At 40.1% G+C, this 26,494-nt stretch carries 22 protein-coding genes; 8 read left to right on the forward strand and 14 right to left on the reverse strand.

The window, feature by feature from the left end; all coding sequences use genetic code 11:
* Positions 1-64: 64 nt before the first annotated feature.
* Positions 65-403 (reverse strand): MGMT family protein, encoded by a 339-nt coding sequence (locus tag HUW48_RS13145; RefSeq protein ID WP_182416106.1) that lies wholly within the window; start codon positions 401-403, stop codon positions 65-67.
* Positions 404-747: 344 nt separating this feature from the next.
* On the opposite strand from HUW48_RS13145, the gene HUW48_RS13150 reads away from it, so the two are divergent.
* The 3 genes from HUW48_RS13150 (at position 748) to HUW48_RS13160 (ending at position 6,451) form a co-directional block, all read left to right on the forward strand.
* The gene (locus HUW48_RS13150) at positions 748-1,845 is read left to right on the forward strand and encodes an efflux RND transporter periplasmic adaptor subunit (protein ID WP_182416107.1); all 1,098 of its coding nucleotides are present in this window, start codon (positions 748-750) and stop codon (positions 1,843-1,845) included.
* Positions 1,846-1,862: 17 nt separating this feature from the next.
* Positions 1,863-4,973 (forward strand): efflux RND transporter permease subunit, encoded by a 3,111-nt coding sequence (locus HUW48_RS13155; protein WP_182416108.1) that lies wholly within the window; start codon positions 1,863-1,865, stop codon positions 4,971-4,973.
* Positions 4,974-5,143: 170 nt separating this feature from the next.
* Positions 5,144-6,451 carry a TolC family protein gene (locus HUW48_RS13160; RefSeq protein ID WP_182416109.1) on the forward strand — a complete coding sequence of 436 codons (1,308 nt, stop codon included), beginning with the start codon at positions 5,144-5,146 and terminating at the stop codon, positions 6,449-6,451.
* A gap of 674 nt (positions 6,452-7,125) precedes the next feature.
* Here HUW48_RS13160 and HUW48_RS13165 read toward each other — a convergent pair.
* The 3 genes from HUW48_RS13165 to HUW48_RS13175 all read right to left on the reverse strand — a co-directional run bounded on the left by HUW48_RS13165 (position 7,126) and on the right by HUW48_RS13175 (position 10,525).
* Positions 7,126-8,229, reverse strand: coding sequence for a M48 family metallopeptidase (locus tag HUW48_RS13165; RefSeq protein ID WP_182416110.1), 1,104 nt, complete (start codon positions 8,227-8,229; stop codon positions 7,126-7,128).
* A gap of 12 nt (positions 8,230-8,241) precedes the next feature.
* Entirely contained in the window at positions 8,242-9,201 is a 960-nt protein-coding gene (locus tag HUW48_RS13170; RefSeq protein ID WP_182416111.1) for a YjgN family protein, read from the reverse strand.
* A 145-nt stretch (positions 9,202-9,346) separates the two neighbouring features.
* Positions 9,347-10,525: a glycoside hydrolase 5 family protein gene (locus HUW48_RS13175; protein WP_182416112.1), complete on the reverse strand. Its 1,179-nt coding sequence runs from the start codon at positions 10,523-10,525 to the stop codon at positions 9,347-9,349.
* A 233-nt stretch (positions 10,526-10,758) separates the two neighbouring features.
* Here HUW48_RS13175 and HUW48_RS13180 point away from each other — a divergent pair, with 233 nt between their 5' ends.
* Entirely contained in the window at positions 10,759-11,004 is a 246-nt protein-coding gene (locus HUW48_RS13180; RefSeq protein ID WP_182416113.1) for a hypothetical protein, read from the forward strand.
* Between the two features lie 625 nt (positions 11,005-11,629).
* Here HUW48_RS13180 and HUW48_RS13185 read toward each other — a convergent pair.
* The 10 genes from HUW48_RS13185 to HUW48_RS13230 all read right to left on the reverse strand — a co-directional run bounded on the left by HUW48_RS13185 (position 11,630) and on the right by HUW48_RS13230 (position 22,187).
* Positions 11,630-13,180, reverse strand: a complete 1,551-nt coding sequence (locus HUW48_RS13185; RefSeq protein ID WP_182416114.1) for a sulfatase family protein — start codon at positions 13,178-13,180, stop codon at positions 11,630-11,632.
* A 124-nt stretch (positions 13,181-13,304) separates the two neighbouring features.
* Positions 13,305-14,702 carry a D-alanyl-D-alanine carboxypeptidase/D-alanyl-D-alanine endopeptidase gene (dacB, locus tag HUW48_RS13190; protein ID WP_182416115.1) on the reverse strand — a complete coding sequence of 466 codons (1,398 nt, stop codon included), beginning with the start codon at positions 14,700-14,702 and terminating at the stop codon, positions 13,305-13,307.
* A gap of 774 nt (positions 14,703-15,476) precedes the next feature.
* A complete protein-coding gene (locus HUW48_RS13195) occupies positions 15,477-15,971 on the reverse strand; it encodes a LamG domain-containing protein (RefSeq protein WP_182416374.1) in 495 nt (164 codons plus the stop codon).
* A complete protein-coding gene (locus HUW48_RS13200; protein ID WP_182416116.1) occupies positions 15,972-16,253 on the reverse strand; it encodes a hypothetical protein in 282 nt (93 codons plus the stop codon).
* Positions 16,254-16,457: 204 nt separating this feature from the next.
* Positions 16,458-16,910, reverse strand: a complete 453-nt coding sequence (locus tag HUW48_RS13205) for a nuclear transport factor 2 family protein (protein ID WP_182416117.1) — start codon at positions 16,908-16,910, stop codon at positions 16,458-16,460.
* A 114-nt stretch (positions 16,911-17,024) separates the two neighbouring features.
* A complete protein-coding gene (locus tag HUW48_RS13210; RefSeq protein ID WP_182416118.1) occupies positions 17,025-17,420 on the reverse strand; it encodes a DUF7674 family protein in 396 nt (131 codons plus the stop codon).
* 75 nt (positions 17,421-17,495) lie between these two features.
* Positions 17,496-18,326: a hypothetical protein gene (locus tag HUW48_RS13215; protein ID WP_182416119.1), complete on the reverse strand. Its 831-nt coding sequence runs from the start codon at positions 18,324-18,326 to the stop codon at positions 17,496-17,498.
* Between the two features lie 78 nt (positions 18,327-18,404).
* Complete coding sequence (locus tag HUW48_RS13220) at positions 18,405-18,788, reverse strand: hypothetical protein (protein ID WP_182416120.1); 384 nt, start codon at positions 18,786-18,788, stop codon at positions 18,405-18,407.
* A 189-nt stretch (positions 18,789-18,977) separates the two neighbouring features.
* A complete protein-coding gene (uxaC, locus tag HUW48_RS13225) occupies positions 18,978-20,423 on the reverse strand; it encodes a glucuronate isomerase (protein WP_182416121.1) in 1,446 nt (481 codons plus the stop codon).
* A gap of 240 nt (positions 20,424-20,663) precedes the next feature.
* Positions 20,664-22,187 (reverse strand): tagaturonate reductase, encoded by a 1,524-nt coding sequence (locus HUW48_RS13230; protein ID WP_182416122.1) that lies wholly within the window; start codon positions 22,185-22,187, stop codon positions 20,664-20,666.
* Positions 22,188-22,654: 467 nt separating this feature from the next.
* On the opposite strand from HUW48_RS13230, the gene HUW48_RS13235 reads away from it, so the two are divergent.
* The 4 genes from HUW48_RS13235 (at position 22,655) to HUW48_RS13250 (ending at position 26,361) form a co-directional block, all read left to right on the forward strand.
* Complete coding sequence (locus HUW48_RS13235; protein ID WP_182416123.1) at positions 22,655-23,350, forward strand: CoA transferase subunit A; 696 nt, start codon at positions 22,655-22,657, stop codon at positions 23,348-23,350.
* 21 nt (positions 23,351-23,371) lie between these two features.
* Positions 23,372-23,851, forward strand: a complete 480-nt coding sequence (locus tag HUW48_RS13240) for a low affinity iron permease family protein (RefSeq protein WP_182416124.1) — start codon at positions 23,372-23,374, stop codon at positions 23,849-23,851.
* A 206-nt stretch (positions 23,852-24,057) separates the two neighbouring features.
* A complete protein-coding gene (locus HUW48_RS13245; protein ID WP_182416125.1) occupies positions 24,058-24,714 on the forward strand; it encodes a 3-oxoacid CoA-transferase subunit B in 657 nt (218 codons plus the stop codon).
* Between the two features lie 90 nt (positions 24,715-24,804).
* Positions 24,805-26,361, forward strand: a complete 1,557-nt coding sequence (locus tag HUW48_RS13250; RefSeq protein WP_182416126.1) for a carbon-nitrogen hydrolase family protein — start codon at positions 24,805-24,807, stop codon at positions 26,359-26,361.
* Positions 26,362-26,494 lie beyond the last annotated feature (133 nt).

The following is a 26,494-nucleotide window of genomic DNA, read 5'->3' on the forward strand; positions in this document are numbered from 1 at the left end:
ATTGTGAAATACGTAGTAGGCAGCGGTTCAAAAATAATTCTTGTAATATGTGTAAATCTGTGATTTATAATAATTCTTTTGCCGGATCCCAGAATAATTTAGCAAAATCAACTACCTGATCATTCTCTATTCGCACTCCTTCCCGCTCCAGACTGGCTTGCATGGCATCCGGTGATTCGAAATGTTGTTTACCGGTAAGCAAACCATTCCGGTTAACTACGCGGTAAGCCGGAATACCGCTCTTGGCGTGCGATGCAATAAGCGCCCAACCCACCATTCTGGCCGAACCTTTACTGCCCAGGTAGCTAGCAATTGCCCCGTAAGAGGTAACCCGCCCTGCCGGAATGAGTTGTACTATTTCGTACACATTCTGAAAAAAGTTTTCGTCTTTTGTCTTAGCCATTATTTGCTTTTAAATCAGGTAAAACTTCCATTAGCTTCTCTACCTATTTTGTTAGGGTAAATTTAAATTTACTTGCCTTAAACTTCAGAATTGAAACAGAATCCAAGGGTAATTTGCGATTAATTTATAAAACTTCTGTATACCTAAGCCGGTTACTATTTTGCGTCTGCACAAAAGGGCTCCTTTTAATAAAATAAAGTCTTATTTGAATCACTAACAATTAAAAATGAGTACTAAAAACAGAGCAATGCAAAACCGGTAGTTAAACTATATGTGGTAAAAAATAATATTAAAATATCTAACTATAATTTAGCGCTTTCGCAAGTAACACTTCTAAAACACTCATGAAAATTAAGTACATTATTTATGCCCTATTAGTTATCGGATTTGCTTCTCTGATAGTTTACCGCATTTCGGCGAATAAAAAGCAAGCGGGCGGCGGACCAATGGGTGCTGGAGGTGGCCGAGGCCCAGGCGGACCAGGAGGAGGAAAAGGCGGAGTAATGCAAGTAGATGGCATAGTAGTAAAACCTCGCGAATTTGCAAACAACCTGGCGGTCACCGGTTCTATCGAAGCCAACGAGCAAGTACAAATCCGCGGACAAGTTTCCGGCTTAATCCGGAGCATAAGTTTTAATGAAGGAAGTAACGTAAAGGCTGGTCAGGTTTTATTAAAAATAGATGATGCTGAGTTACGCGCCCAATTAGCCCAGGCTCAAACCCGGCAAAATCTAGCTTCCGAAAATGCTGAAAGGGCAGCACAATTGTTTAAGAAAGAAGCCATTAGCCGCGAAGAATACGATATTGCTACTGCTGATTACAAAACCTTGCAGGCACAAACTCAGTTAATTCAGGCTCAATTAGATAAAACTACTATTATTGCCCCTTTTTCTGGTCGTATTGGTTTGCGTAATGTATCAGTGGGCGGGTATTTAACTCCCGAAACTATTGTGGCTAACTTAATCAGCACCGACCCGGTGAAAATTGCTTTTTCGGTACCGGAAAAATACGCCAGCCAGGTTAAACCAAATACTAAACTGCAACTATCGGTGGCGGGCAGCAGTAAAAAATATTCGGCTACTGTTTACGCCATAGAGCCAGCCATTGAAGCCAGTACCCGTACCTTACAATTGCGGGCCCGGGCTGCTAATCCTAACGGCGGATTATTACCGGGGTCTTTTGCCAACATTGAGTTTCCGCTAGCCTCTATTCCGGATGCCTTACTCGTGCCCACTCAGGCAATTATTCCCATCCAGAATGGTAAAAAAGTTTTTGTTGCTAAAAACGGCAAAGCGCAGGAAGTAAAAGTAGAAGCTACCACCCGCACCGAAAAAGATATTTTAATAACCTCCGGCCTGCAACCAGGCGATACGGTGTTAACCACTGGAATTATGACTTTGAAACAAGATGCTCCGGTTAAAGTCCGGTTACCCAGAAGTTGATTAAATTATAGCAGAAAATGAGTTTATCTACCACCAGCATAAAGAGACCGGTTTTTACTATTGTAATTAACCTTATTCTGATTTTGTTCGGCGTTATTGGTTATACATTCCTGGGTATCCGGGAGTATCCATCCATCGATCCGGCCATTGTATCGGTTAGTACCAGTTATACAGGTGCCAATGCCGATATTATCGAATCGCAGATTACCGAACCGCTCGAAAAAGCCATAAATTCCATTGATGGTATTCGCAATATTTCATCCTCCAGTAACCAGGGCCGTAGTAACATAAATATTGAGTTTAACCTAGAAAAAAACCTGGAAGAAGCCGCCAACGATGTACGAGATAAAGTATCTCAGGCCATCCGGAGCTTACCCCAGGATATTGATGCGCCACCGGTGGTGTCTAAGGCCGATGCTGACTCGGAATCTATTATTACCATGACGGTACGGAGCGAAACCCGCGACCAATTAGAGTTAAGCGATTACGCAGAAAATGTAATATCACAACGTTTACAGACGATTCCCGGAGTAAGTAGTGTGCAAATCTGGGGGCAGAAAAGATACGCTATGCGTTTATGGTTAGATCCCATGAAACTTGCTTCGTATGGCCTAACCGTAGCAGATGTAAGAGAAGCGCTGAATCGCCAGAACGTAGAATTGCCTTCCGGCAAAGTAAGTGGTTCCAACACAGAGTTAATGGTTAAAACATTAGGCAATCTCTCTACCGAGGAGCAGTTTAATAATTTAATTGTTAAATCAGAAGGAGACAGGATTATCCGGTTCAGCGACTTAGGCCGGGCCGAACTAGGACCCGAAAACCTGGAAACCAAAATGAGCGAATCGGGTATTCCCATGGTTGGATTAGCCATTGTACCCCAGCCGGGTTCTAATTACTTAGAAATCGCGGGCAAGTTTTATGATCAGTTCGAAAAACTAAAGAATGATTTACCCAAAGATTTGCAGCTCGATATAGTAATGGACAACACTTTGTTCATTAAACGATCTGTTATTGAAGTAGCTGAAACCATTTTAATTGCTCTTGTACTAGTAATATTAATTATTTACTTGTTCTTCCGAGATTGGAGTATTGCTTTCCGCCCTTTAATTGATATTCCGGTTTCCTTAATTGCTACTTTCTTTATCATGTACCTGGCCGGGTTTTCGGTGAACGTGTTAACCTTATTGGCGATTGTACTGGCAACAGGTCTGGTAGTGGATGATGGGATTGTAGTAACGGAAAACATCTTCAAGAAAGTAGAAGAAGGTATGTCGCCGATTGAAGCGGCTATTAAAGGCTCCAATGAAATATTCTTAGCTGTTATTTCTATTTCCATTACACTTGCGGCGGTGTTTCTACCAGTTATTTTCCTCGAAGGTTTTGTAGGCCGTTTATTCCGGGAATTTGGGGTTGTAATTGGAGCAGCAGTGCTCATATCGGCCTTTGTTTCTTTAACGCTTACCCCCATGCTGAACGCATACCTGATGAAAAAAGGGGGGCACAAAAAAACGCGGTTTTATAATTTTACCGAACCTTATTTCCAGAAAATGAATTCCGGCTACGCCGAAGCGCTTGGTCGCTTTATGGAAAGGAAATGGTTGAGTTTTCCGATTATTGGCGTTTGCTTGGGCTTAATTGTTTTATTTTATCTGACTTTACAAAAAGAAACTGCTCCTTATGACGACCGTAGCATGTTACGGGTACAAGTTACTGCCCCGGAAGGTGCTTCCTTTGAGTATACAGACCGTTTTATGGAGGAGCTTACTCAACTGGTAAACGATTCTATTCCGGAAAAAGCGGTTAATCTGGTTATTACCTCGCCAGGTTGGGGTGGAGCTGGTTCCGTAAATAATGGTATGATGCGAATGACTTTGATAGACCCTGGCAAACGGGAACGCTCGCAAAAAGACATTGCCGATAAACTAACCCAGCTAACCCGCAAATATCCGGAAGCTCGTACTATGGTTTCGCAACAACCTACTATATCCGTTAATCGGCGAGGCGGACAGCCTATCCAGTACATTATCCAGGCACAGGACTTTAAGAAACTGGAAGAAAAAATTCCGTTGTTTATGGAAGAAGCTAGCAAGGATCCTACTCTTTCGAACCCGGATGTGAATTTGAAATTTAACAAGCCAGAAATTAACATTACCATCGACCGGGAAAAAGCGCAGAGTTTGGGTGTATCCGTAATTGATGTGGCACAAACCCTACAATTATCGCTAAGTGGCCAACGGTTTGCTTACTTTATTATGGGAGGCCGACAATACCAGGTAGTTGGCCAGTTTGACCGAGTTGACCGGGATGATCCTTTAGATTTAACTTCGTTATTTGTACGCAGCAGCACTGGTCAGTTAATTCAACTAGATAACCTGGTTACCTTACAGGAACGTAGCAGTCCACCGCAACTATATCATAACAATCGGTATATGTCGGCTACTATTTCGGCTGGTTTGGCACCGGGCAAAAGTATCGGCGATGGCATTGATGCCATGGACCGTATTGCCGCTAAAGTTCTGGACCCCACCTTTACTACCGACTTAGGAGGCGAATCGCGCGATTTCGTGGAAAGTGGTTCCAATACTGCCTTCGCCTTTGGTTTGGCTTTATTACTTATTTATCTAATTCTGGCGGCTCAGTTCGAAAGCTTTATTGACCCTTTAATTATTATTATTACCGTGCCTTTAGCGGTAGCAGGGGCTATGCTATCGTTGTGGTTATTTGGTCAAACCTGGAATATCTTCAGCCAGATTGGTACCATTATGCTCATAGGCTTGGTTACGAAAAACGGTATTCTGATTGTAGAATTTGCTAATCAGTTAAAAGAAGAAGGAAAATCGAAAGCCGAAGCTATTTTGGAAGCGGCCGAAGCCCGTTTACGGCCTATTTTAATGACTAGTTTAGCCATTGCGTTGGGAGCCTTACCTATTGCCTTAGCTTTAGGAGCGGCGGCTCAAAGCCGTATGGGCATGGGTATAGTAATTGTGGGCGGTACGCTATTTTCTCTTATACTAACTTTATTTGTTATTCCGGCCATTTACGCCATATGGTCGCGGGAATACAAACCAAATCCGGAACTACAACGGGCTAAAGAAATAGAAAGAGAAGTGTTGGAAAGTGTTCACTAATAATTATCCCGGTTACTGCCCGATAAATAACTTTCCCCGGAAGGCCGTTTATATTGGATAGTAACCGGAATCTGTTTTTCTTAAAAGTCTATCAACTAAATTTCGCTACAGTTTAAAATTTGCCAGGTTAATGAGTGAAACCTGCAACCTGTAACTTATAACCATTTACTATGAAGTCTATTTTTGTTTTTCTGGTATGTCTGCTTTCAACATTCATCTTTTTCCCCGGAAAGGCGCAGGATATTTTAAATTTAGAAGATGCCATTCGGATTGCCCTCGAAAAAAATTACGATATAAAATTAGTATCTAATGATTTAGCTATTGATCGCAACAATGTAAGCAGGGCCAATGCCGGTATGGTGCCTTCACTGGGTGCCAATATTACCAATAACAACAATATACAAACGGGTAAGCAAACCCGGCAGACCGGTTTACAGGAATTTAACAATGTTAAAAGCTCAAATACTAGCTACGGGGCCGATCTAAACTGGACCATTTTTGATGGTTTCCGGATGTTTGCCCGCTATGAGCAATTAAAAGAGTTGGAAAAGTTAGGCGACGCCGAATTAAAACAAACCATACTTACTACTTTAGGTGATGTTATTGGTACGTATTATCAATTAGTAAATCAGCAACAGCAATTAAGGGCGTATGACTCGGCCATTATTATTTCGAGGTTGCGGGTACAAACGGCGCAAAACCGGTTTACTATTGGAAAAGCCGCCCGCCTGGAAGTTTTAAATGCCCGCGTAGATTTAAACACTGATACCACTAACCTGGTACAGCAACAGGCTCTTTACCGGAATACTCAAATCCAGCTCAATGAAATTTTAGGCCGTGATGTGAATATCGTTTTTGGAGTACCTAATACTTTACTTATTGACAATAAGTTAGCCCTTGGCTCTTTATCCGATCTGGCTAATCAGCAAAATCCGGCATTAAAAGTAGCTTTGGTAAATAAAAGAATTGCGGAATTAGATTTAAAACAAGTGCGGGCAAACCGCTACCCTAGTTTAGGGGTTACCAGTGGTTACACTTTTAACCAGTCACAATCGGCCCTTGGCTTTGCCACTTCAGCCAATAACCGCGGTTTTAACTATGGCCTTTCCGCTTCCGTCAATATTTTTAATGGGTTCTTACAACGACGAAACGAGCAAAATGCCGAAATTCTCATTCAAAACTCTCAGTTACAATACGAAAAAGCAGATTTAAACATTAAATCACAATTAGCTTCGGCTTACCAATCGTACGTTACCAGTTTAACTTTAGTAACCCTGGAAGAAAATAACCAGAAAATCGCGAAGCAAAATTTAAATATTACTTTAGATAAATACCGCTTGGGCAGCATTGCTCCCGTTGAGTTTCGCGATGCGCAATTAAATTATTTGAATGCCCGGGTTCGGTTTAACAATGCCCAATACGTAGCTAAGTTGGCCGAAATATCCCTGAAAGAAATAGCTGGTGATTTAAATCTATAACCTGAATTCTTCAACTTATTTATAATACTCTCCATCGCCTGAACTTGCCTGTTTAATTAAGTGGGAATAACTTTAGTAAGTTTTACTAGGATATGGGCTGAAACCTGAGTTGGCAGGAAGAAAAACTATTTATTCCACCCTTCTCTTGTCCGTCATCCTGCAAGGATCTAATTAATTCATAGCTATTGCAGGAGCAGTGCCAAATAGTAATTTTTAGGTTGAAGGAGGGATTAACTCGAATTACTTTTCACCGGTTCCTCTTTTCTGCTGGTTAGATACTTGCAAGATGACGGACATGAGGTGAATACGTTAGATGGTCTTACCTGGGATTTAGGTGCGGGACAATCTTGTTTTAGGAACTTGCCAGGTTTGCTTATTCTTTTAATAACGTGAGTTCGATATAAGAATATAATAACAAAAAAGTATACCTGTATTAGTTAAAAGAATTAAATAGTAGAGTTTCCCGTTTATTTTGTCATTCTGGAAGAATCTAACCAGCAAGTAACCGGTTAGATTCTTCCAGAATGACAGAATTTAAAAAGATTAGCTTACTTTTTATGTGGATTTTCTTATCTCGAACTCACGTTTTAATAGATTGTTAAAACTTTAGGGTATAACCCTTTTTACAAAAAGAAAAGCCTGCTTTCATGAAAGCAGGCTTTTCCGTTTGATGTTTATTTTGATTGCTTTATCCGGTGCCAATAATAATTTAACGAATCAGGCATTTGACTGGTATACGGCTGTTGTTTTATCATTTTCTTAATTTGGTTCATCCGGGCAGTCAGCGGAGGGTGCGTACTTAAAAACTCATCCGGCGCTTCGTTTCCAGAGTTTTTTTCTTCTTGCTTTAACCGTTGAAACAACATTACCATTCCCTTCGGATTTATGCGGTTTTGGCGTAGTACGTTAAAACCAAATTCATCAGCCTCCTGTTCTAGTTTACGGCTATACTCCAGTTGCTTCAGCATATCCGCATTTTGAATAACAACGCTGGTTATCCCTGAAACATCCCCTAAAATTAAAGATATAAATAAGTAACTTCCCAAACTTCTAAACAAAGCCCGGGTAGTATGCCGGTTTTGGATGTGACCCGCCTCGTGCCCTAACAGAGCGGCCAGTTCTTCGGGTTTTTGCATGCGATTTAATATACCACTATGCACCATTAAATAACCGCCCGGTAAAGCAAAAGCATTCGGATTATTTTCTTTAATTACCGTAACGTGAAGTTTGTAAGCACTATTTATACGTAGTTGCCGCATAAAACCCCGTACCTCGCGGGTTAGTTCTGGTTCTATTGTAGCTGATTTTGTTATTTGCTGGTGCAGTTGTTTCCCTAGATACTCGTCGGTAGCTTGCGGAATAATACGGGCTACTCTATCTGCTAGTCTGGGTAAGCCCCAGAAATAAAAGCCAAATACTAAAACCAACAAAATCAAGGCGGCTACCCACAACCACCGGGGTATCTTGTTTTCTGATATAATAACCGGAGGTTTATGGTAGGGAATTGGACTATACTGTTTTGCGAATGCTTCTTTAAACCCCGGACTACTTACTTCTAATCTTTGAATGGGATAATCTCCGTAACAAAGGGTAATAGTATCTTGATCGGCGAATAATTCTTTTTGAATACGAAAAGGTTGCCAATAAACAGTAAGCGGCACTGCCTGGTCTGGTACCAGATACGTAATTCGTACCTGGCCCGGATCCAGCATTACCTGGGCAGAATAAGGTCGGGAAGAATTTCCATCGAAATAAGTGCCGGTAAAAGCAGAATTCATACGGCAATTTACTTATACCAAATTCAAATCCAGCATATCGGCTACATCTTCGTAAGTAGCATTTTGGTATTGCTCTTCGGTTTGTACTAAACCATCCGGATCAAAAAAGCCTTCTAATTCAGTATTAGCCAATAAATAACGCAAGGTACGTACCGTTACAAGCGGTGCCCCTAAACCTAAAGTAAAGATTAAAATAAAAAGATTTACTATTTCTAACTTCGCTAATCCCCAACCGGTAATATTAATTTCCAGGTGGGCATACTCGCCATTTTGATGTAAAAAGATATTATTTACTAAATGTTTATAAAGGTCACGCGTCATAAAGAAATAGTATACCCCAAGAGTCAGAATGGTTAATAGTTGTCCTTTTAATAAAATCATGAAAAGCTCACTGGCACTACCTTCAAACGAAAACTGTGCATCGCCGAAACGTAAATTCCCGATTATTTCTCTCCGTAAATTAGTTATAAACCAGGGCATATAAATTCCAAACGAAAATAAGGTTAGAAATAAATTCACGAAAAATACGCTGTATAAACTTTTTAGAGAACCCCTATAGCCAAAATGAATACCCCGCCAGGAAGACCGGGAAGTTCGGTAACGCATAGAACCATGCAAAGCCATTGGAATAAGGAATGCAGTTCCTAAGTATACAATTGCAATTCCTATTTTTACTAAATTAGGGTCTCCGGATAAGGCAAAACCTACCAGTACGGCATAAAGCACCATAAAAAGACCAATGGCTTTAATAAACCCTTTAAACATTTCCTTACCGGTACCATGAAAGGTGAAGCGACTACCGGCAAATTCGGTTTTCTGGTAAAGGTACCGGAGTTTATTCGCTTTTGCCCAAGGATAATAAATGCCTAAAGTAACAGCCGTAAGTACCCAATTTGCTACTTGCAATTCGAAATAACTACCGCTTTTACCATGAAAAGTAAATTTTTTAGATTCGGTGTAAACTTCATTCATAAGTATTTAAATAAAGAGTGAAAACTATTTTTTACTCCTTATGCAAATACATTACCGATTTTTAATATATTATTTATAATATATTAAAAATCGTAAAAAAACCACTATTTATTTTTAGTGGCTTTTTAGAAGAAAATTTACCTTACTACATAGCAGCAGCTTTCGCTCTTTTCTTTGTTTTAATTTTCTTAGAACCTTTGCTTTTTGCAGAAGCTTTTTCTTTAATAATGTTTTGAATAAAAGCTACTTCGGCTGCTTTATAAGGCTCACCGTTGGACCGGTAAATATCATGGAACCAAAGTTCGGGTTCAGAAGCATAAACTTTTTGCCACGAATTCCAGGGATAAATAGTGTTGGATTTACCTGCTACAAAGCCCCAGTTAATCATGGCTACATTGTATTTGCTGGCTACGGGCAACGAGCGCTCAAATACACTTTTATTACCCCTCGACATGTATTCGGTGCAAATTAAAGGTTTGCCGTATTGTTGTAGGTACACAATGCGTTTTTCGAGTTCGGGGGCATCGTCGTAGTTATGAAACGAAATTACATCAGAATTTTCTACCTGGATTTTTTCGATTGGTTTTAATTTATCCGGAGTAGACCAGTCGCCGGCCCAGATACCACAGGTAAGCGGCTGCGACGGATTAGCCGAACGGGCCCAGGTAAAAACCTGGGGTAACAAGTTCGTAATTAATTCTACTTTGTTAACGGGCTCCCAGCGGTTATAGCTGGAATTATTCATGTTGTCCGGCTCGTTCCACACATCCCAGCCTAAAATGCGGGCATCCTCTTTAAATTGGCCTATTACTCCGGTCACGTATTTTTCCAGCTGTGGATATTGCTTAGGGTCTTTCAAAATATCAGCTCCCGGTCCTTGTACCCAACCGGAATTATGTAAACCTATCACCGGTTCGTGCTGCTTTCCCAACCGCGGAAAAGGGTCCCAGCAGGAATCAAATAATACAAACAAAGGCCGGATTTTGTGTTTGGCACAAATGTCTAAAAACTGGTTAATGCGCTCCGTAAATCCCGCCTGATCGGCGTTCCAGAGTTGATCGTGCAGAAAAACCCGCATGGTATTAAAGCCTAGGTTTTCCGCCATAGCCATTTCTTTTTCCAGAGTAGCGGGATCAAAAGTTTCAGCCTGCCACATTTCTAGCTGGTTAATTGCATTTACCGGTACGTAATTAGCCCCGAGTAGCCAAGGCTGCTGAGCATACCAGGCATTAGCCTGTTCTTTCGTCCAGACAGAACGCTGAGCAAATGAATGAGAATATACAAAAAGAAAAACTAATAAAAGTAGATGTTTTATAGATCGCATCGGATATAGAATTTAGTTAAAACCGGGTTTTTGAAGGTGGAAGCAGATGCTGCTATTTTGCGGTTTTAATATTACTAAATTCTGGATAACAGAGGCAGATTAATTTTATAATCTAAGGGTTATACCCAATAGTAAGAAGTAGTTGCTATAGCGAACTTTGATGTTGTTCTTTGGAGCCGGTTCCCGTCTCCAGACGGCGGTGCTAACTTGTTTGATATTTCAAGTTTTGCCTCGTGGCCGGCGGGCCTCGTTTGGCTCTTCCGCCCTCGCTAGCCTTCCTTCCCTCGCCTTCGTCTGCGGAATGCCTCCGACACCGGAATCCTAGCAGGTGCTCCAGAGCCAAACTGGAGTCTTTGCTGGTAGCTACTGTTTTTATTTTTTTAGTTGTAATAGATAGTATTAAGCTGACTTCATCAGGATTAACTGAGAGAGGAAGTAGAACCGGAAAGTTTAATTCCGGTAATTCTTATCATAAGTAGCAGCCCATTAAAATCATTTCCTTTCTTTTCCTTAATTATTCAAGTTAATGAAACAAGAGGTGGAAGAAAAGCAGTAGCTACAAGAACTGATACCAGTTTGGCTATTGAGAGCCTTTTAGCGTTCCGGTGCTGCAAAGCAGCATGGCGCAACGCAGTGAGCCAAGGTTCGCTAAACCGCCCGAGATAGCCAAACGAGGCCCGCCGGCCATGAGGCAAAACTTAAAGTTAAAAAGTTAATTAGCACCACAGCCTGGAGCCTTGAAAAGGCTCCAAAGAAAAAGCCTACTAACAAGCAAAATCTATAATAGCTTTTTGAAACAATGTGATATAATATATAATCTTAACACCAAATCAATCCACCTAAATTTTACGCCAAGTAGATATAAAATAAAAAAATAGATAAGAGATAAAAGCTTAATAAAGTAAATCCGCGTTTCCTAACATTGTCCTCCAGGAGAAAACTATTTTACTAAATAGCCTAAAATATGCCTTCTGAATGACGAAATCTTAATAAATAATTTTACTCGAATATTTAGTAAGATGATTAAAAAATTATGACTTTCTAAATTCATCTTTTTATAGATATTAAATAAAACTTACTGCCATAATATTAACTTCAACGCCGCTAATATTGATTTGGATGTAAGTAATCGCCGTCGCGCATTTTTATGGTGCGTTTAAGAGGAACTTGCATGCCTCCGGTGCTTTCCAGCCAATCATAAAGTTCGCCGGCTAATTGTTTTACCAGGGCTTGATGTTCGGGTTTAGCTATAAGGTTATTGACTTCCTCCGGATCGTTTTGAAGATCGAATAATTCGTTGGTGTCCCAGATTCCCTGATACCGAATGTATTTATACCTCCCGCTACGTACCGCAAAAACAGTTGGAGTTTGCGGAAAATCATACTCCCAATAATACTCGTAAAAAGCTTTGTCGCGCCACGGCATTTGCTTGCCTTGCAACAAAGGTAAAAAAGATTGGCCTTGCATCTGTGACGGAGTTGGTTTCCCCGCCACTGCCAGAATAGTAGGAGCAATATCAATATTTTGTATGACCTGCGTAATTTTAGTACCAGGCTTAATTACGTCCGGATAACGCATCAGCAAAGGAACCCGCATCGATTCTTCGTAGGCGTGACGCTTATCAATCAAACCATGTTCCCCGAACGAAAAACCATTGTCGCCCATGTAAATAACTAAGGTATTTTTATCAATACCCGCTTTTTTAAGATAATCCAACACCTGACCAATACTCTCATCTACACCCAACAAAGTTTCGCAGTAACGGCGGTAAAAATCATCGAAATTAATGCGTCCGTGGTACATGTAATCGACGCCGTGCCAGCTATACCGTTGCTTTTTCACCCATTCCGGAATACCTGCCAGGTTCACCTCTGTCTTCATTTCGGGGTTTACCGCCACTTTATTTCGCAAGGGCCAGGTATTACTCGTATCGGTTGCCGTCAGAAACATGGAAGCCGGATAACGAACCGGCATGTTTTTATAACGACCCCGATGACGTTTAGCGGGTTCAAATTCGGCGTGCACTCCTTTGTGGGATAAGTACATAAAAAAAGGCTTTTGCTTATCCTGTTGCTTCATCCAATCAATAGCATGTTGCGTTAGTAAATCAGAAATATACGTGCTATCCGAATAAGTTACTTGTTTACCATTTATGTTAAGCTTAGGATTATAGTACACTCCCTGGCCCCGGAAACTTTCCCAATGGTGAAAACCTGGTTGCGGTTCGTCTTCGGTATTGCCCATGTGCCACTTGCCAAAAAATGCGGTTCGGTAACCTGCTTCCTGCAAGTACTGCGGAAAAAAAGTTAAACCTTTTGGTAAAGGTGCCTGATTATCGACAATGGTGTGCGTATGGGCATACTGACCGGTTAAAATAGAAGCGCGACTCGGCGAGCAAAGAGCGGTGCTGACATAGGCATTCTGGAGATGCGCGCCTTCTTTGGCCAGCCGATCCATGTTAGGCGTTTGCAGACCAGGTACTTTACCCGTAAAACCCATAAAATCGTAGCGGTGATCATCGGCCAGAATAAAAATTACATTGGCGGGTTTACCCGTGCCCGATTGTTTTTTTGCCCTTTGCGCCCAGCTTTGGTTACTAAAAGCCAGCAAAATAAACACCAAAGCCCAACCTGATACTTTATGCCCGTACTTCATATTCTTTTAAAGTTTATGTTGCTATTATAGATCAAAATTTTAGAAAATAAAATTACTGAAGTATGGATTGATTCAGGAAGCTGAATCAATTCTATCAGAAAAAGTATTAATCTGTATGATAAAATTACTTTAAGCAATTCAGCACATTATACATTTTCTGCACTACTTCCGGGGAAGAACCATTGTAGTTATTTACTAAAAAAGAAAAAACATATTGGTGCTTGTTAGAACTAGTATGATACCCGCAAAATCCTTTAACTCCGTGAATAGTACCGCTCTTCATTTTCATGTTGTTTAATTGTGGCAAACTGGCGTAAAAACTTTTAAACCAGGTTTGTTGTAAAGCATGTTGCAAAATACTTACCTGGGCATGAGCCGTTATACGGTTTAAGGGCGATAGCCCGGAACCATCTACCATGTTTAACTCCGACTCGGGAATATTCCGTTGCTTCCAGTAATTGCGTATAATTTCTAATCCGGATTCGGTAGAAGCTACTTTTTTGTTTTTATAAGCCAGGGATTTTACCAGAGCTTCGCTGTATAAGTTAATGCTTTTACGGTTTAGCCAGAAAATAATACTATCTAAAGGAGGAGAAACTACCGCGCATAAAGGAGCATAATCGGCTGCGGAAGTATGGGTGGTACTTTTAATGGGTACATTCTTAGGAGTTTTTCCTCCTTCTTTCCCGAGAGAATCAAGTAAAGAGCGGATAAACTGGTGCATGGGCTGTGGCAGCGCTCCCGAAATTTTGAAATTACTTTGGTTTATTGGAATGGTGCCTCTGATAACTCCGGCAGGAGCGTTTAAAGGAAAGTAAATAAAAGCTTTATCACCGGTTCCGGGGGCGGCCGCAATAAGTTCTGAATGCAAAGAATAACCATACAAAGCAGGTTGTATACTCGCAATACTTACCGGGTTACCTAGATTTTTACCGGATTTTAAAAAAACATCAAACTGGTTTTCGTGCCAGTTTAGTTTAAAAGAACCAGCACCGTAGTAATTACCGATATCTTGCCAAACCCAACCATCCGGAATAGCTTCTCCCTCCCACCCTTGCGTATCTACCCGCACTTCCCGTATAGGAGCTGCCGCTTCTTTTTGAATAGCCTGACTTACTTTTTTGATTATTGCCTGTTCGGAAGTACCAGCCCACCGCCAACTGCCTAAAGTAGGATCGCCGCTGGGCACAATTAATAACCTACCCTCTTCTTTGTTTTTAGAAAGAGCAAATTGGGTCTGAAATTGAAAATTTTTACCAAGCAGTTCATAAGCACTTACGCTGGTAATTACTTTCTGGGTAGAAGCGGGCACCATTCCTACTCTCCCATTTTTATCTAAAACAATTTTACCTGTAGTGGCATCTACTACATACAATGATAAGGTGGCATTACGAAGTTGCGGATCGTTGGCAAATTTTTTATAAGCTGCATTAAGTTTTTCAGCAACGGCCTGTGACCAGCCATAAGCCGGAAGAAAACTGATAAACAGGACTAATAGAACTCGGAGATGAAATGGTAACATAATCTTTTACTTCAAAAGAAATAAAAGAAAGAAGTTTTCGCTAGAATTAAAAATTACCTAAACTTTCTTTGGCTAACGGATGGTAATCTTACGGGAGGAAGCAGTTTAATTAGTTGTGTTAAGGTTAATTATTCCTTTTAATAAATCCTGGATTAATAACCAGTAAATAAGCTGTATATCAATTCTTTAATATTAAGTTATCAGGATTATTATAGAGAGTCTTACAGCACTTTTAATTGTATAAAATTTACTAAATATATCTTTTAGTTATAGGTGTTTGGGTCAAAGTAACTTCTTCTCAGAACCCATGTATTAAGTGCTATCTTACTAAACATCAACAGCAGTCCTGAAGAACCCGGTCATGCACGATGACTAATGTCATCCATAGCACGACTAAAATAGAAAGCACATTAAAAATGGTGAGTGTTGTATAGTAAATTTTCTGAGAATCGTGGGGCTGGTGAATCATCTTTTTAGCGTAAAACTTAGAAGCAATGGGAATTAAGGCTACCAATACTAACACAAAAATTCCCGGATAAAGACCAGTAATGGCAATACCTATAAGGCTGAGAAATCTATAAAAGATTGCATGGTTCTAATTAGTTGTCCAACCATACACAGGACTTTATTTTAATATTGCTGCTAACCTTAGGTTTAAGTAAAGTTGGGGAATTAGGTGCACTATCTTTTTAAGATGTATCGACTTTAATAAAAGTACAACTTTATAGAATGGGTACTTTCACCCCAATATAATTCAAGCTATGTTGGCAGTTGCTATTGTCCTTTTTTCCATCTATACAACTTTTCAACCTCTTCCTTTGTCAGTATTCGATTATATATTAGCAGGTCATCTATTTCTCCTTTGAAATTTTTATATCGTCCATTTTCACTTTTTCCAATATATAAATCAAATACATTAGAATTAAAAAATGTGGATGGTGAATATTCTACGGCTCGTCCACCCAAATAATCAACAAAGGCTTTTTCACTGAATGCGACTACCGCAAATTCATATTTTCTTTCGGCTCCGGGAACCCATTCTCTGTACCGGGGCCCAAACAAAGACCAACTCTCAAATTGAGTTTTTTTATCTTTATAGGCAAAACCCACATTAGAATAATATTCAGAGTTCTTCAAGTCTATGGAGTAACCATATCGGGATGTATCTGACTTGGATAAAATTGCCTGGCGCAAACTATCTGTTAAATCGGCTTTATACCAGAAACAAACAGTAAATGCATTACTATTTAATAAATTAGAATTAGGGATTTAAACATAGCTATTTTCACCATTAAAATAACAGGCGCCACCTTCGATATTGAATCTATCAGAAGTAAAGGTTATATTATTATCTTTTCCATGTAGCTTATTTTTACTTAAATCGTTGGTATTACCATTAAATGGGTAATAAGCTACTAAACCTTCCTGTACAAAATTTTCATAATCCATGTAGGTTTTCGGTAACTTACTTACTTGTTCTTCCTCCTTTTCACATGAATACAATAATAGAGCTAAAATCATTAATGTCAGTTTGTAATAAATTGTATTCATATTCAATTTAATAGTTGTTCAATTTAAAAATTTGTTATCAAGTAAGTTGTGTCTAACGGGTAAGTGTTTATGGAGTTGTGACATTTGAAAAACGTCCGTTTCAATTGACCGCAAAACAAAATAGCGATTTATAGCTGATTCTTTAATGTCCAGTCACAATTTCATAAACACATTGTTAGCAGTCGTTTGTCGATGTCAAATTAATTAATTTGTTTGTGGTACTGAGCCATTAAATAATTTCCATTTCCAAGTTTTACCTTTTTTTACCATCACAACCGTTATTCGGTAATGCATTTCCACTACTTGACCTTTATCATGCTGAATCGTAGCCGTTCCATCAACAAATGCCCATGCAGTTTCTTTGTTTTGGTTAACGCTCATGTTGCTCATGTTCCAGGAAACACGAAATGGCTGGGAAAGAAATTTTTCTAAAAATTTTCTAATTGCTGCATTCCCCTTATGCAATTCTTCTTTTCCTGAACCCGCAAGTATTACATTGCTGTCATTGTCGAACATAGTGGATGCTTTGGCTATGTCCTTATTTGTAACCGCACTATTGAAATCAAGAAGCGTCTGTTTGATGTCTTGCCCATTTTGTGCATTTGCCAGATGCGAAAGCATAATCAAAGTTGTCAGAAGCAAAAGAAATCGTCTCATATAATTATATCTGAAGTTTTGCCTCGATTTAATTACCGGTAAGGCCTTGTGCAAACGGCGGCGAAGACCGTCGGCCGAGGTGAGGTATACACGGTGTTGTAGGGTGTTTGTTTTTCAGGAGGTTTTTGTAAGTCTATTATAATATTCCTGATATTCATTATAAAGCCGCTGCAGCTTAGTTCCCATCATTGGAATAACATTATCCATTTGTCCAGCAACCTCACCAAGCATCAAAGTTTCGCAATATGAAACATTCATTGCATTAATTAAGTCGGAGTTTACTAAATCAATTTTAGATTCTTGAAAGTCGAAACACGTTTTCAGTTTTTGCCAATTTTTATTTTTGATGTGGTCGATGGTATAAGATGCAAACTCTTCCATTCTGAAATGAATCATAGAAGGGTCTTCTTCTTCTATTTTTTCTTTCAAATCAGGAAAAAGTAAAATGAGGTCGGTGAAATATTGGTTTGAATCCAATTTACTAGCGTTTACATCAATCCATTTTTTCATTTTACATTTTGCTTTTATTCAAATACCCTTCAACGGACTGGGCTATGCGGCGGCACAGCTGCCGTATAGGTGTGGTTATGGTTTGTTGTATTTCTTTACGAACCGTGAAATTAAATCCATGTCTCCTTTATGAGTTAATGAAAATACTTTAACTAAACTACCAGTTGAATCATATTCATATAAGGTGCTGCTGTTCCATGCATAATGAGTAGCATTTGTAGAGATAGGATATTCATTACTGGTTCTTTTTTCCTCGATTACTTTTCCCTGCTTATTATATCTGAAATACTTATTTTGAGTAACCTGCCCCCGTCTTCTTTTAATAGCTACTAGTCTGTTGTACTTATCATATTCGTATATACCAACCCATTCTAAACTTCCATTCCATGTTATGATTTCCTTACTAATTCTTCCGTCCGAATACCTTAACTCCTTCCACTCTTCATTTTTTTTGCCGTCAGCATCAGTATGATCGCGAGTAAGTTCTTTTATAAGTCTGTTTTCGCTATCATAAAATTTAGTCTGCCTGAATGGAGCAGGTATAATATTTACTGTTGAATCTTGAGTACTAAATACACCTAAATGATTTCCTGCCTTATCGTACACCATTATAAGCCTACTAACAAATTGGCAGTTTCTTCCCCATCTCTCCTCTTGAAGTCTTCCTATGCTGTCATATTCATACTTAGTACAGCCTTCTTCAGGACTGACCTTTAAAAGAATTCTATTTAATGAATCGTAATACTCTATACCCCTGTGATTATCTAGATCATTGTTCTCTCCATAGTAAGTTGTGATACTATATGAGTATTTAATTCCTTCAGGTAACCAAGGATCATAACTTTCATGCTGGTTGTTGCAAGCAACCATAACCAAAACAATTAAGATATGGAGCTTTGTTTTCATTAATTTAAATTAACCATAACGGATTAGGCATTACGGCGGCACAGCTAACGTAAAGCTCGTGTTGTACTATGTTTTTTTCTATTCCATTCGTTCAAAGCCTCTGCCAACCCATAATATTATGTGCAATAAAGCTGGCAGCAATACCCAGAACAAAGTAAAGTATAAACCTACTTTAAATAATTTTGGTCCAAAGGTTTTAGTCTTGACATTCATTATTTCACTGACCCAACCAAGAGTGTAACCTAAATTACATATAAAGGCAAAGCCTAAAACTACTATTGGTTCTACTATGTCTTCCCATGGCTCCAGTTTAACCAGTAGAGACATTATTGACATACTTATAAGTCCACAAACTAAAACGATCACGTTATAGAGAGGCCTTCTTAGCTCCCACCATCCAATAATCTGTAAAGCATTTCTGTCTTCATACTTAACAGACAATAATGGATTCAGTAAATTCATAAACTAAAATTAAGTACAACTACCAGATAAACGGAGCTATTCCGATTATTAACCATATATGCAGCTAAGTTATTCCGGTTATCGGCTCAAAAACAACCGATAACCGGAATAACTTAGTAAATTTGCTATATATAAATAAATTATTTATTAAATACCGTAAATAGATTTAAACTTTACAAGAAAATATATTTAGAAACGGAAATAATTTTTCGCGTTGTAATAGCAGATATCCTGCACTACTTTTCCTATCCAATCCAGATCGGCGGGTAGTTCGCCGTTTTCTACGTCTTCGCCGAATAAATTACAGAGTATGCGGCGGAAGTACTCGTGGCGCGGGAACGATAAAAAGCTGCGCGAATCGGTGAGCATACCCACAAACCGGCTGAGCAAACCCATGTTGGAGAGCGCATTTATTTGTTTAATCATGCCGTCTTTCTGGTCTAAGAACCACCAGCCCGAGCCAAACTGAATTTTACCTGGAACAGAGCCGTCGTTAAAATTGCCGGCCATGGTTGCCATTAGTTCGTTGTCGGCGGGGTTTAAGTTGTACAGAATGGTTTTGGCTAAGCAATCTTCGCTATCGAGCCGGGCCAGAAATTTAGCTAAAGCCTGCGCCTGCCGAAAATCGCCGATGGAATCCCAACCGGTATCAGCCCCTAATTGGCGCAGCATCCGAGGGTTATTGTTGCGCAAAGCGCCTAAGTGAAATTGCTGCACCCAGCCTTTTTCGTGATCCCAAAGGGCAAATTGAAACAACATGGCCGATTTAAACTGCACAATTTCTTTTTCGGTGAGCGCCTGCTGGTTTCGGATTTTATTAAATATTTGCTGGATTTCGGTTTCGGTATAGTCTTCGGCGTAAAGTTGCTCCAGCCCATGGTCCGACACGGCACAACCGTTTTGCGCAAAATAATCGTGGCGACTTTTTAAAGCAATTAAATAATCCTGGTAAGTAGAAATGGAAGTATTGGTAACTGCTTCGAGCTTCTGGATGTACTTACTCAGCGCTTCTACATCTTCAGCTTGCATGGCTTTATCGGGCCGGAATGCGGGTAATACTTTTACTTCAAAATTATCTTGCTTAATTTTTTGATGATGCACCAAGGAATCAATCGGGTCGTCGGTAGTGCAAACCGCTTCTACGTTCATTTTGCGCAGCAGATTGCGCACCGAATATTCCGGGGTTTGCAGCAGAGCAGAACACGTTTCGTACACTTGCCGGGCGTTTTTCTCCGATAAAATTTCGGATACGTTAAAATACCTTTGCAATTCCAGGTGGGTCCAATGGTACAATGGGTTACGCAAGGTATACGGAACCGTGGCCGCCCATTGCTCAAACTTTTCCCAATCCGATTTATCTCCGGTGCTATACGCCTCGGGCACGCCATTGGTGCGCATGGCCCGCCACTTATAATGGTCGCCGTACAGCCAGATTTGAGTTATATTCTGAAACTGATGATCGCGGGCAATCTGCTCGGGAGGCAAGTGGTTGTGGTAATCTATTATAGGTACCTTTTGCGCAAAATCGTGGTACAATTGCCGGGCAGTTTTGCTTTGTAACAAAAAATTTTCGTCTAAAAACGAAGTGGAATTATTGGTTGCCTTCCGGGAAGCAGTTACGGAAACCTGATTCATGCTATCTGAGATTATTGATTTCTGATTAAAAAATAAGAGCAACTTTCCAGAAAAGATTTTACTTTTCGCCACTGCTATCCGGTATTTTATCAACCTCAACCTAGCGGTTTAAACTAAAATCTTACTGAGTTCTGTTAACGCTAAAAACTAAACCGGGCACAACATTAAAAGTAAACCTACCCCCATGGCTTCTACCATTTAAACAGTAAACCAAATTAGTAAAAACAGAAAGTCAATTCCTTACATATTTTTTGCTTTTGTTAAGCCTACTTTTCTTAAGGAGTTTAACACGCCAATTTCGTTTATGTGGTTCAGGTACTTATGAACTGCCGTGCTGAACCCGGGAAGTGTAGCTAAATTTATACCCCATAATTCCTGATTTTGCAAAATAATGGGCACCCAATTTACTTTATCGGGCTGTTGGTTAAGTTCGTAGAAAAAGGCGGCTTTATCGTCGTTAATGAGGTACCGGTTACCGGCAAAATGGCCGTAGAATTTACTATTTTCCTGTTCAGTTACCTGCATAAATCGCAAGTAAGCCGCAAACCCAAGCGCCATTCTTTCCGGAACCTGATGAAATAATTCGTAATAACGTTGTAAAACCGGAATAACCCGCATTTTTAGTTTAGAAGTATAATTCATTGTTATACTGATCCAATAATGTTCGAGGTGCGGATTACGGAAGCGATCCAGCACTTTTCGCGAAAAATCCTGGGCATTTTTTGATTCTATGGGGTAAGGAATAGCAAGTGCAATTTCGTCTTGCATGAGCTGGCTGATAAACTCGGCCATTTGTTCCTGGTCCATGGCTTGCTTAACCGTTGCCAGGCCAGCCAAAAAAGCCAGGCCACAACTTAAGGAGTGCGTTCCGTTCAGCAACCGCAGTTTTAATTCCCGGTAAATATTAATATCAGGCGCAATTACCACGCCCTCATCCACAGGCGCAAAACTTAAAACCTGCTGTACCCGCTCCTCACCTTCTATCGCCCATAAACGGTATACTTCCGACATTGTGAGCAAATCGTCGTGGTAGCCTAATTCTTCTTCTAAAGCAGCTAATTTAGTAGCTTCCGGCTTACCCGGTACAATCCGGTCGACGAGCGTATTGCAGAAAATATTACTTTCGGTAAGCCAATGTAAAAACGGAGTGTCCAGTTGTTGCTGAGTGGCTAATTCTACTATTATTTCTTTTAACTTAGTACCATTATCCGGAATAAGTTCGGTGGGCAAAATAATTAAGCCTTTGGTTTTATCACCGGCAAAAGCCTGATAACGCGCGAGCAAAACTGCCAGCAATTTACCCGGAAATGAAACGGGAGGCTGCGCCTGAATTGAATCTTCTACCAATTGTATACCTACCTCTGTAGTATTAGAAATAACTACGGTTAGCTCCGGGTTAGCGGCAAACTCCAGAATCTGCTTCCATTGCGAAGTAGCCGAAAGTACCCGGCTAATTGCGGCGCAGATTAAATTTTCTTCTACTGTTTCTCCTGCTTCTATCCCCCTCACGCAAAGGGTATACAAATTATTTTGCTTTTCGAAAGCACTGGTATCACCTTGATCCGTAGATTTTACCACTACAATTCTCCCGTTAAATATACCAGCCTGGTTAGCTTTATGAATAAAATAATCGGGAAGGCCGCGCAGTAAAACACCCGTACCAAACTGTAATACTTTTTCGGGTAACTGGGCGAAAGAAGGCAAGGGAGCAGCTACTTTCCCGGTATCCGCAATATTATTTAAATTTTCCGCTTTCAGAATCATGAGGCTAAAGTTTAATCAAGAAAATCAAAGAGTGTTTAATCGAAAGATCAATTATCAAGCAAAAAGAGCGGAGGCAGGATTTTGATTAGATTGAAATAGGAATGAAAAGAACGTATATAACTACTTTACTTACTATTTTTATCTAAAACTACTATTCGTTTTCCTCATCCTTAAACAGATAAAAAACAGACAGTTTGAATCCCTTTTTGGCCCCGCTTTCTGGCAATATAAGGGTTAATTGCCATTCAAAAAGAAGAAAATCTTTTCTTTTTTACCGGAAACGATACCGATTTTACCGGCAACGATACCGGTACTTATATTTTACTTTTACCTCCCCTTATAGATGAAGTAAATTTTTTTCAATTGAGATTCCATGATAGTTGCGCGTAAAAGTTTATAGGGAATCCAATTCTATCCTTACTTTTTCGTATATTATTAAAACCGGTTTCTTAAAACTTATCTTGTCTATGATTAATAAGGTAGTAGCAAATGCTCAAGAAGCCCTGAGGGATATTCCGGATGGTGCCGTATTAATGCTGGGTGGTTTTGGATTATGCGGCATTCCCGAAAATTCTATAGCTGAATTATTGCGCAAAAACATTAAAAATTTAACCTGCATTTCGAATAACGCGGGCGTGGATGATTTTGGATTGGGACTGTTATTGCAAAAACGTCAGGTAAAAAAAATGATTTCAAGTTATGTAGGCGAAAATGCCGAATTTGAAAGACAATTACTAAACGGTGAACTGGAAGTAGAGTTAATTCCGCAAGGTACACTAGCCGAACGCATCCGGGCCGGCGGGGCCGGTATTCCCGCTTTTTTTACGCCGGCCGGGTACGGAACCGAAGTAGGTACCGGCAAAGAAGCCCGCGAATTTAACGGTAAAATGTATTTACTGGAACATTGGCTTCGCGCCGATTTTGCCCTGGTAAAAGCCTGGAAAGGTGATACGGCCGGTAATTTAGTTTACAAAGGTACTGCCCGCAATCTTAACCCGATAATGGCTACTGCCGGTAAAATTACCATTGCCGAAGTAGAAGAATTAGTACCCGCCGGTGAACTAGATCCGAATCACGTTCATACGCCCGGCATTTTTGTGCAGCGGATATTTAAAGGAGAGGTGTACGAAAAACGAATCGAACAACGTACCGTAAGGATTTAAGTTATACAATAAAAATACGGTATGGAAAATATTAGAAATAAAAAGCCGAGCAGATTTACGATTTTCTTCGAAAAATTTGCCAGCCAAATAACCTGTTTTTCGGGTAAGCCCATTTCGTTTTTAGTAGCTCTTGGCTTTGTTTTAGTTTGGGGAATTACCGGTCCATTATTTAAATTTTCTGATACCTGGCAATTGGTAATAAATACCGTTACCAGCATTGTTACTTTTTTAATGGTGTTTTTAATTCAACAATCACAAAACAAAGATTCCCAGGCTATTCAGTTAAAGTTAAACGAAGTGGTAGCTGCGCTAAAAGGTGCCAGTAACCGGTTAATTAACATCGAAGATTTAAGCGACGAAGAACTGAAAGTTTTAAAAAGTTATTACGATCAATTATCGGATATTGCCGAAAAAGAGGAAAGTATAGTAGAAGCGCATTCCATGGAAGATGCCCGCGAAAACCAAAAAGCCAAAGAACAAGCCGATCATAAGCCACAGTAGTTTAGTTGCTGGTTGTTCGTTGTTGATTGCTGGTTGGTAGATTTTAGGTAATATAAAAAAGTAAATTCCGGTGCTTGTAAAATAAGGCGTCTACCAAATCTAAGTTTAACAGTTATTATATGAACAGGAAATTAACCTGAACTACTAATCAACTAATAACTTATTACAAAAAACTATAATCCAGCAACCAACAACTAACAACTAAAATGGCCTTAGATAAACACGGTATTGCGAAGCGGATTGCCCAGGAATTACGGGATGGTTATTATGTAAACCTGGGAATTGGTATTCCTACTTTGGTGGCAAACTATATTCCGGCTGGCATAAACGTGGAATTGCAGTCGGAGAATGGCTTATTAGGTATGGGACCTTTTCCGACAGAAGATGAAATAGATCCTGATTTAATAAACGCCGGTAAACAAACCGTAACAACTTTACCTGGTTCTTCGCTCTTTAATTCCGCGGAAAGTTTTGGTATGATTCGCGGCGAACACATTGATTTAACTATTTTAGGCGCTATGGAAGTTTCGGAACGCGGCGATATAGCCAACTGGAAAATACCAGGTAAAATGGTAAAAGGCATGGGAGGCGCTATGGATTTAGTAGCTTCCGCTAAAAACATTATTGTCGCTATGCAACATACCAGCCGCGATGGCCATTCTAAATTATTGCCTGTTTGTAGCTTGCCTTTAACTGGTATAAAATGCGTGAAAAAGATTGTTACAGATTTAGCTGTTTTAGAGGTAACGGCACAAGGTTTTGTTTTACGGGAGCGTGCTCCGGGAGTAACCGTTGAACAAATACAGGTTGCTACCGCCGGTAAACTGGTAGTGGAAGGCGACATTCCGGAAATTAAAATATAACTACCTTTGTTGTTTATAATCATTCAAGTGAAAATACGGCTTGAATAGGTGCGGTTAAACCTGAATTAACCAGTTTGAATAAAAATCACTATGACTGAAAAAAATAAAGCCTCCGATAAAAACAAAGAAACCGAACATAAATTAACCCTCCGCCAATTACGATTAGCCGACTATAAAGCCATTAAAGGCATTATGGATACGGTTTACTCCAACCTTGGCGGTTCCTGGACCAAAGAAGAGTTTGTGGCCTTATTAAAAGCATTCCCGGAAGGCCAGATTTGTATTACTGATAAAGGAAAAGTAGTAGCCGGCGCGCTTAGTATTATTGTAAAATATTCCGACTACGGCGATAAGCATACGTACGAACAAATTGTAGGCAAAGGTAAATTCGATACCCATAACCCTGGCGGCGATACTCTTTACGGGGTGGACGTATTTGTTGATCCGGAGTACCGTAATTTGCGTTTAGGCCGGCGCTTGTACGATGCCCGCAAGGAACTGTGCGAAAATTTGAATATGCGCGGAATAATTGCCGGTGGCCGTATCCCGGGTTATATGGAACAATCCGAAAAAATGTCGCCGCGCAAATACATTGATATGGTGCGGAACAAGGAAATATACGACCCTATCCTCACTTTCCAGTTAAGTAATGATTTCCACGTACGGAAAATATTAAAAGGCTACATGCCCAGCGATATTGAGTCGAAAGCCTATGCTACTTTGCTGGAATGGATTAACGTGTATTACGAAGAACGCGAAGAACTGATTGGTGGCCAGAAAAGCGTAGTACGAATTGGCATTGTGCAATGGCAAATGCGCAATCTAACTTCTCTGGAAGATTTACTGCAGCAAATTGAGTTTTACGTGGATACCGTAAGTTCATATAAGGCGGATATTATCATGTTTCCGGAGTTTTTCAACGCACCCATGATGGCTTTATCCAATGATCCATCCCCATCTGCCGCTATCCGGACCTTAGCTGACTATACAGAAGAAGTGCGGGAAAAGCTCATTACCATGGCCTTGTCGTACAACATAAACATTATTGCGGGCAGCATGCCCGAGTATAATAACAAGCAATTACATAATGTAAGCTACCTCTGCCGTCGCGACGGTACCTACGATAAACAATACAAACTGCACGTAACTCCCGATGAAGCGGCCTATTGGGGTATGCGAGGCGGGAATAAACTTTCTATTTTCGACACCGACATTGGAAAAATAGGTATCCTGATTTGCTATGACGTAGAGTTTCCGGAACTGGCCCGTATGCTATCCGACATGGATATGAAAATCTTATTCGTGCCTTACTGGACCGACACCAAAAATGCTTACCTCCGGGTTCGGCGTTGCGCTCAGGCGCGGGCCATCGAGAATGAATGTTACGTAGCCATTACCGGCAGCGTAGGTAACTTGCCGCGCGTTGAAAATATGGACATTCAATACTCCCAGTCTGCTGTGTTTTCGCCTTCGGACTTTGCTTTTCCGCACGATGCAGTAGTAGCGGAAGCTACCCCAAACACCGAGATGACGCTAATTGCCGACTTAGATTTAGATTTACTAAAAGACCTGAACACTGGCGGCAGTGTGCGTAACCTCCGCGATCGCCGAAAAGATTTGTACAACGTTAATTGGATTTTAGATTAATTATCTGAATCGCGGATTTTCACGGATTATTAATGAGCAATAAAATAGCCAGAAAGCTCCCCTCCTCAGATGAGGAGGGGTTGGGGTGGTTGATTTTTATCTGTTGCTTCGTTACCAACAAATCTCTCTCTAA

The organism is Adhaeribacter radiodurans, assembly GCF_014075995.1.
Lineage (GTDB): Bacteria > Bacteroidota > Bacteroidia > Cytophagales > Hymenobacteraceae > Adhaeribacter > Adhaeribacter radiodurans.

Coding starts and splice junctions, on each gene's coding strand:
- HUW48_RS13145 (WP_182416106.1), bottom strand. CDS start 403: ATGGCTAAGACAAAAGACGAAAACTTTTTTCAGAATGTGTACGAAATA.
- HUW48_RS13150 (WP_182416107.1), top strand. CDS start 748: ATGAAAATTAAGTACATTATTTATGCCCTATTAGTTATCGGATTTGCT.
- HUW48_RS13155 (WP_182416108.1), top strand. CDS start 1,863: ATGAGTTTATCTACCACCAGCATAAAGAGACCGGTTTTTACTATTGTA.
- HUW48_RS13160 (WP_182416109.1), top strand. CDS start 5,144: ATGAAGTCTATTTTTGTTTTTCTGGTATGTCTGCTTTCAACATTCATC.
- HUW48_RS13165 (WP_182416110.1), bottom strand. CDS start 8,229: ATGAATTCTGCTTTTACCGGCACTTATTTCGATGGAAATTCTTCCCGA.
- HUW48_RS13170 (WP_182416111.1), bottom strand. CDS start 9,201: ATGAATGAAGTTTACACCGAATCTAAAAAATTTACTTTTCATGGTAAA.
- HUW48_RS13175 (WP_182416112.1), bottom strand. CDS start 10,525: ATGCGATCTATAAAACATCTACTTTTATTAGTTTTTCTTTTTGTATAT.
- HUW48_RS13185 (WP_182416114.1), bottom strand. CDS start 13,180: ATGAAGTACGGGCATAAAGTATCAGGTTGGGCTTTGGTGTTTATTTTG.
- dacB (WP_182416115.1), bottom strand. CDS start 14,702: ATGTTACCATTTCATCTCCGAGTTCTATTAGTCCTGTTTATCAGTTTT.
- HUW48_RS13200 (WP_182416116.1), bottom strand. CDS start 16,253: ATGAATACAATTTATTACAAACTGACATTAATGATTTTAGCTCTATTA.
- HUW48_RS13205 (WP_182416117.1), bottom strand. CDS start 16,910: ATGAGACGATTTCTTTTGCTTCTGACAACTTTGATTATGCTTTCGCAT.
- HUW48_RS13210 (WP_182416118.1), bottom strand. CDS start 17,420: ATGAAAAAATGGATTGATGTAAACGCTAGTAAATTGGATTCAAACCAA.
- HUW48_RS13215 (WP_182416119.1), bottom strand. CDS start 18,326: ATGAAAACAAAGCTCCATATCTTAATTGTTTTGGTTATGGTTGCTTGC.
- HUW48_RS13220 (WP_182416120.1), bottom strand. CDS start 18,788: ATGAATTTACTGAATCCATTATTGTCTGTTAAGTATGAAGACAGAAAT.
- uxaC (WP_182416121.1), bottom strand. CDS start 20,423: ATGAATCAGGTTTCCGTAACTGCTTCCCGGAAGGCAACCAATAATTCC.
- HUW48_RS13230 (WP_182416122.1), bottom strand. CDS start 22,187: ATGATTCTGAAAGCGGAAAATTTAAATAATATTGCGGATACCGGGAAA.
- HUW48_RS13235 (WP_182416123.1), top strand. CDS start 22,655: ATGATTAATAAGGTAGTAGCAAATGCTCAAGAAGCCCTGAGGGATATT.
- HUW48_RS13240 (WP_182416124.1), top strand. CDS start 23,372: ATGGAAAATATTAGAAATAAAAAGCCGAGCAGATTTACGATTTTCTTC.
- HUW48_RS13245 (WP_182416125.1), top strand. CDS start 24,058: ATGGCCTTAGATAAACACGGTATTGCGAAGCGGATTGCCCAGGAATTA.
- HUW48_RS13250 (WP_182416126.1), top strand. CDS start 24,805: ATGACTGAAAAAAATAAAGCCTCCGATAAAAACAAAGAAACCGAACAT.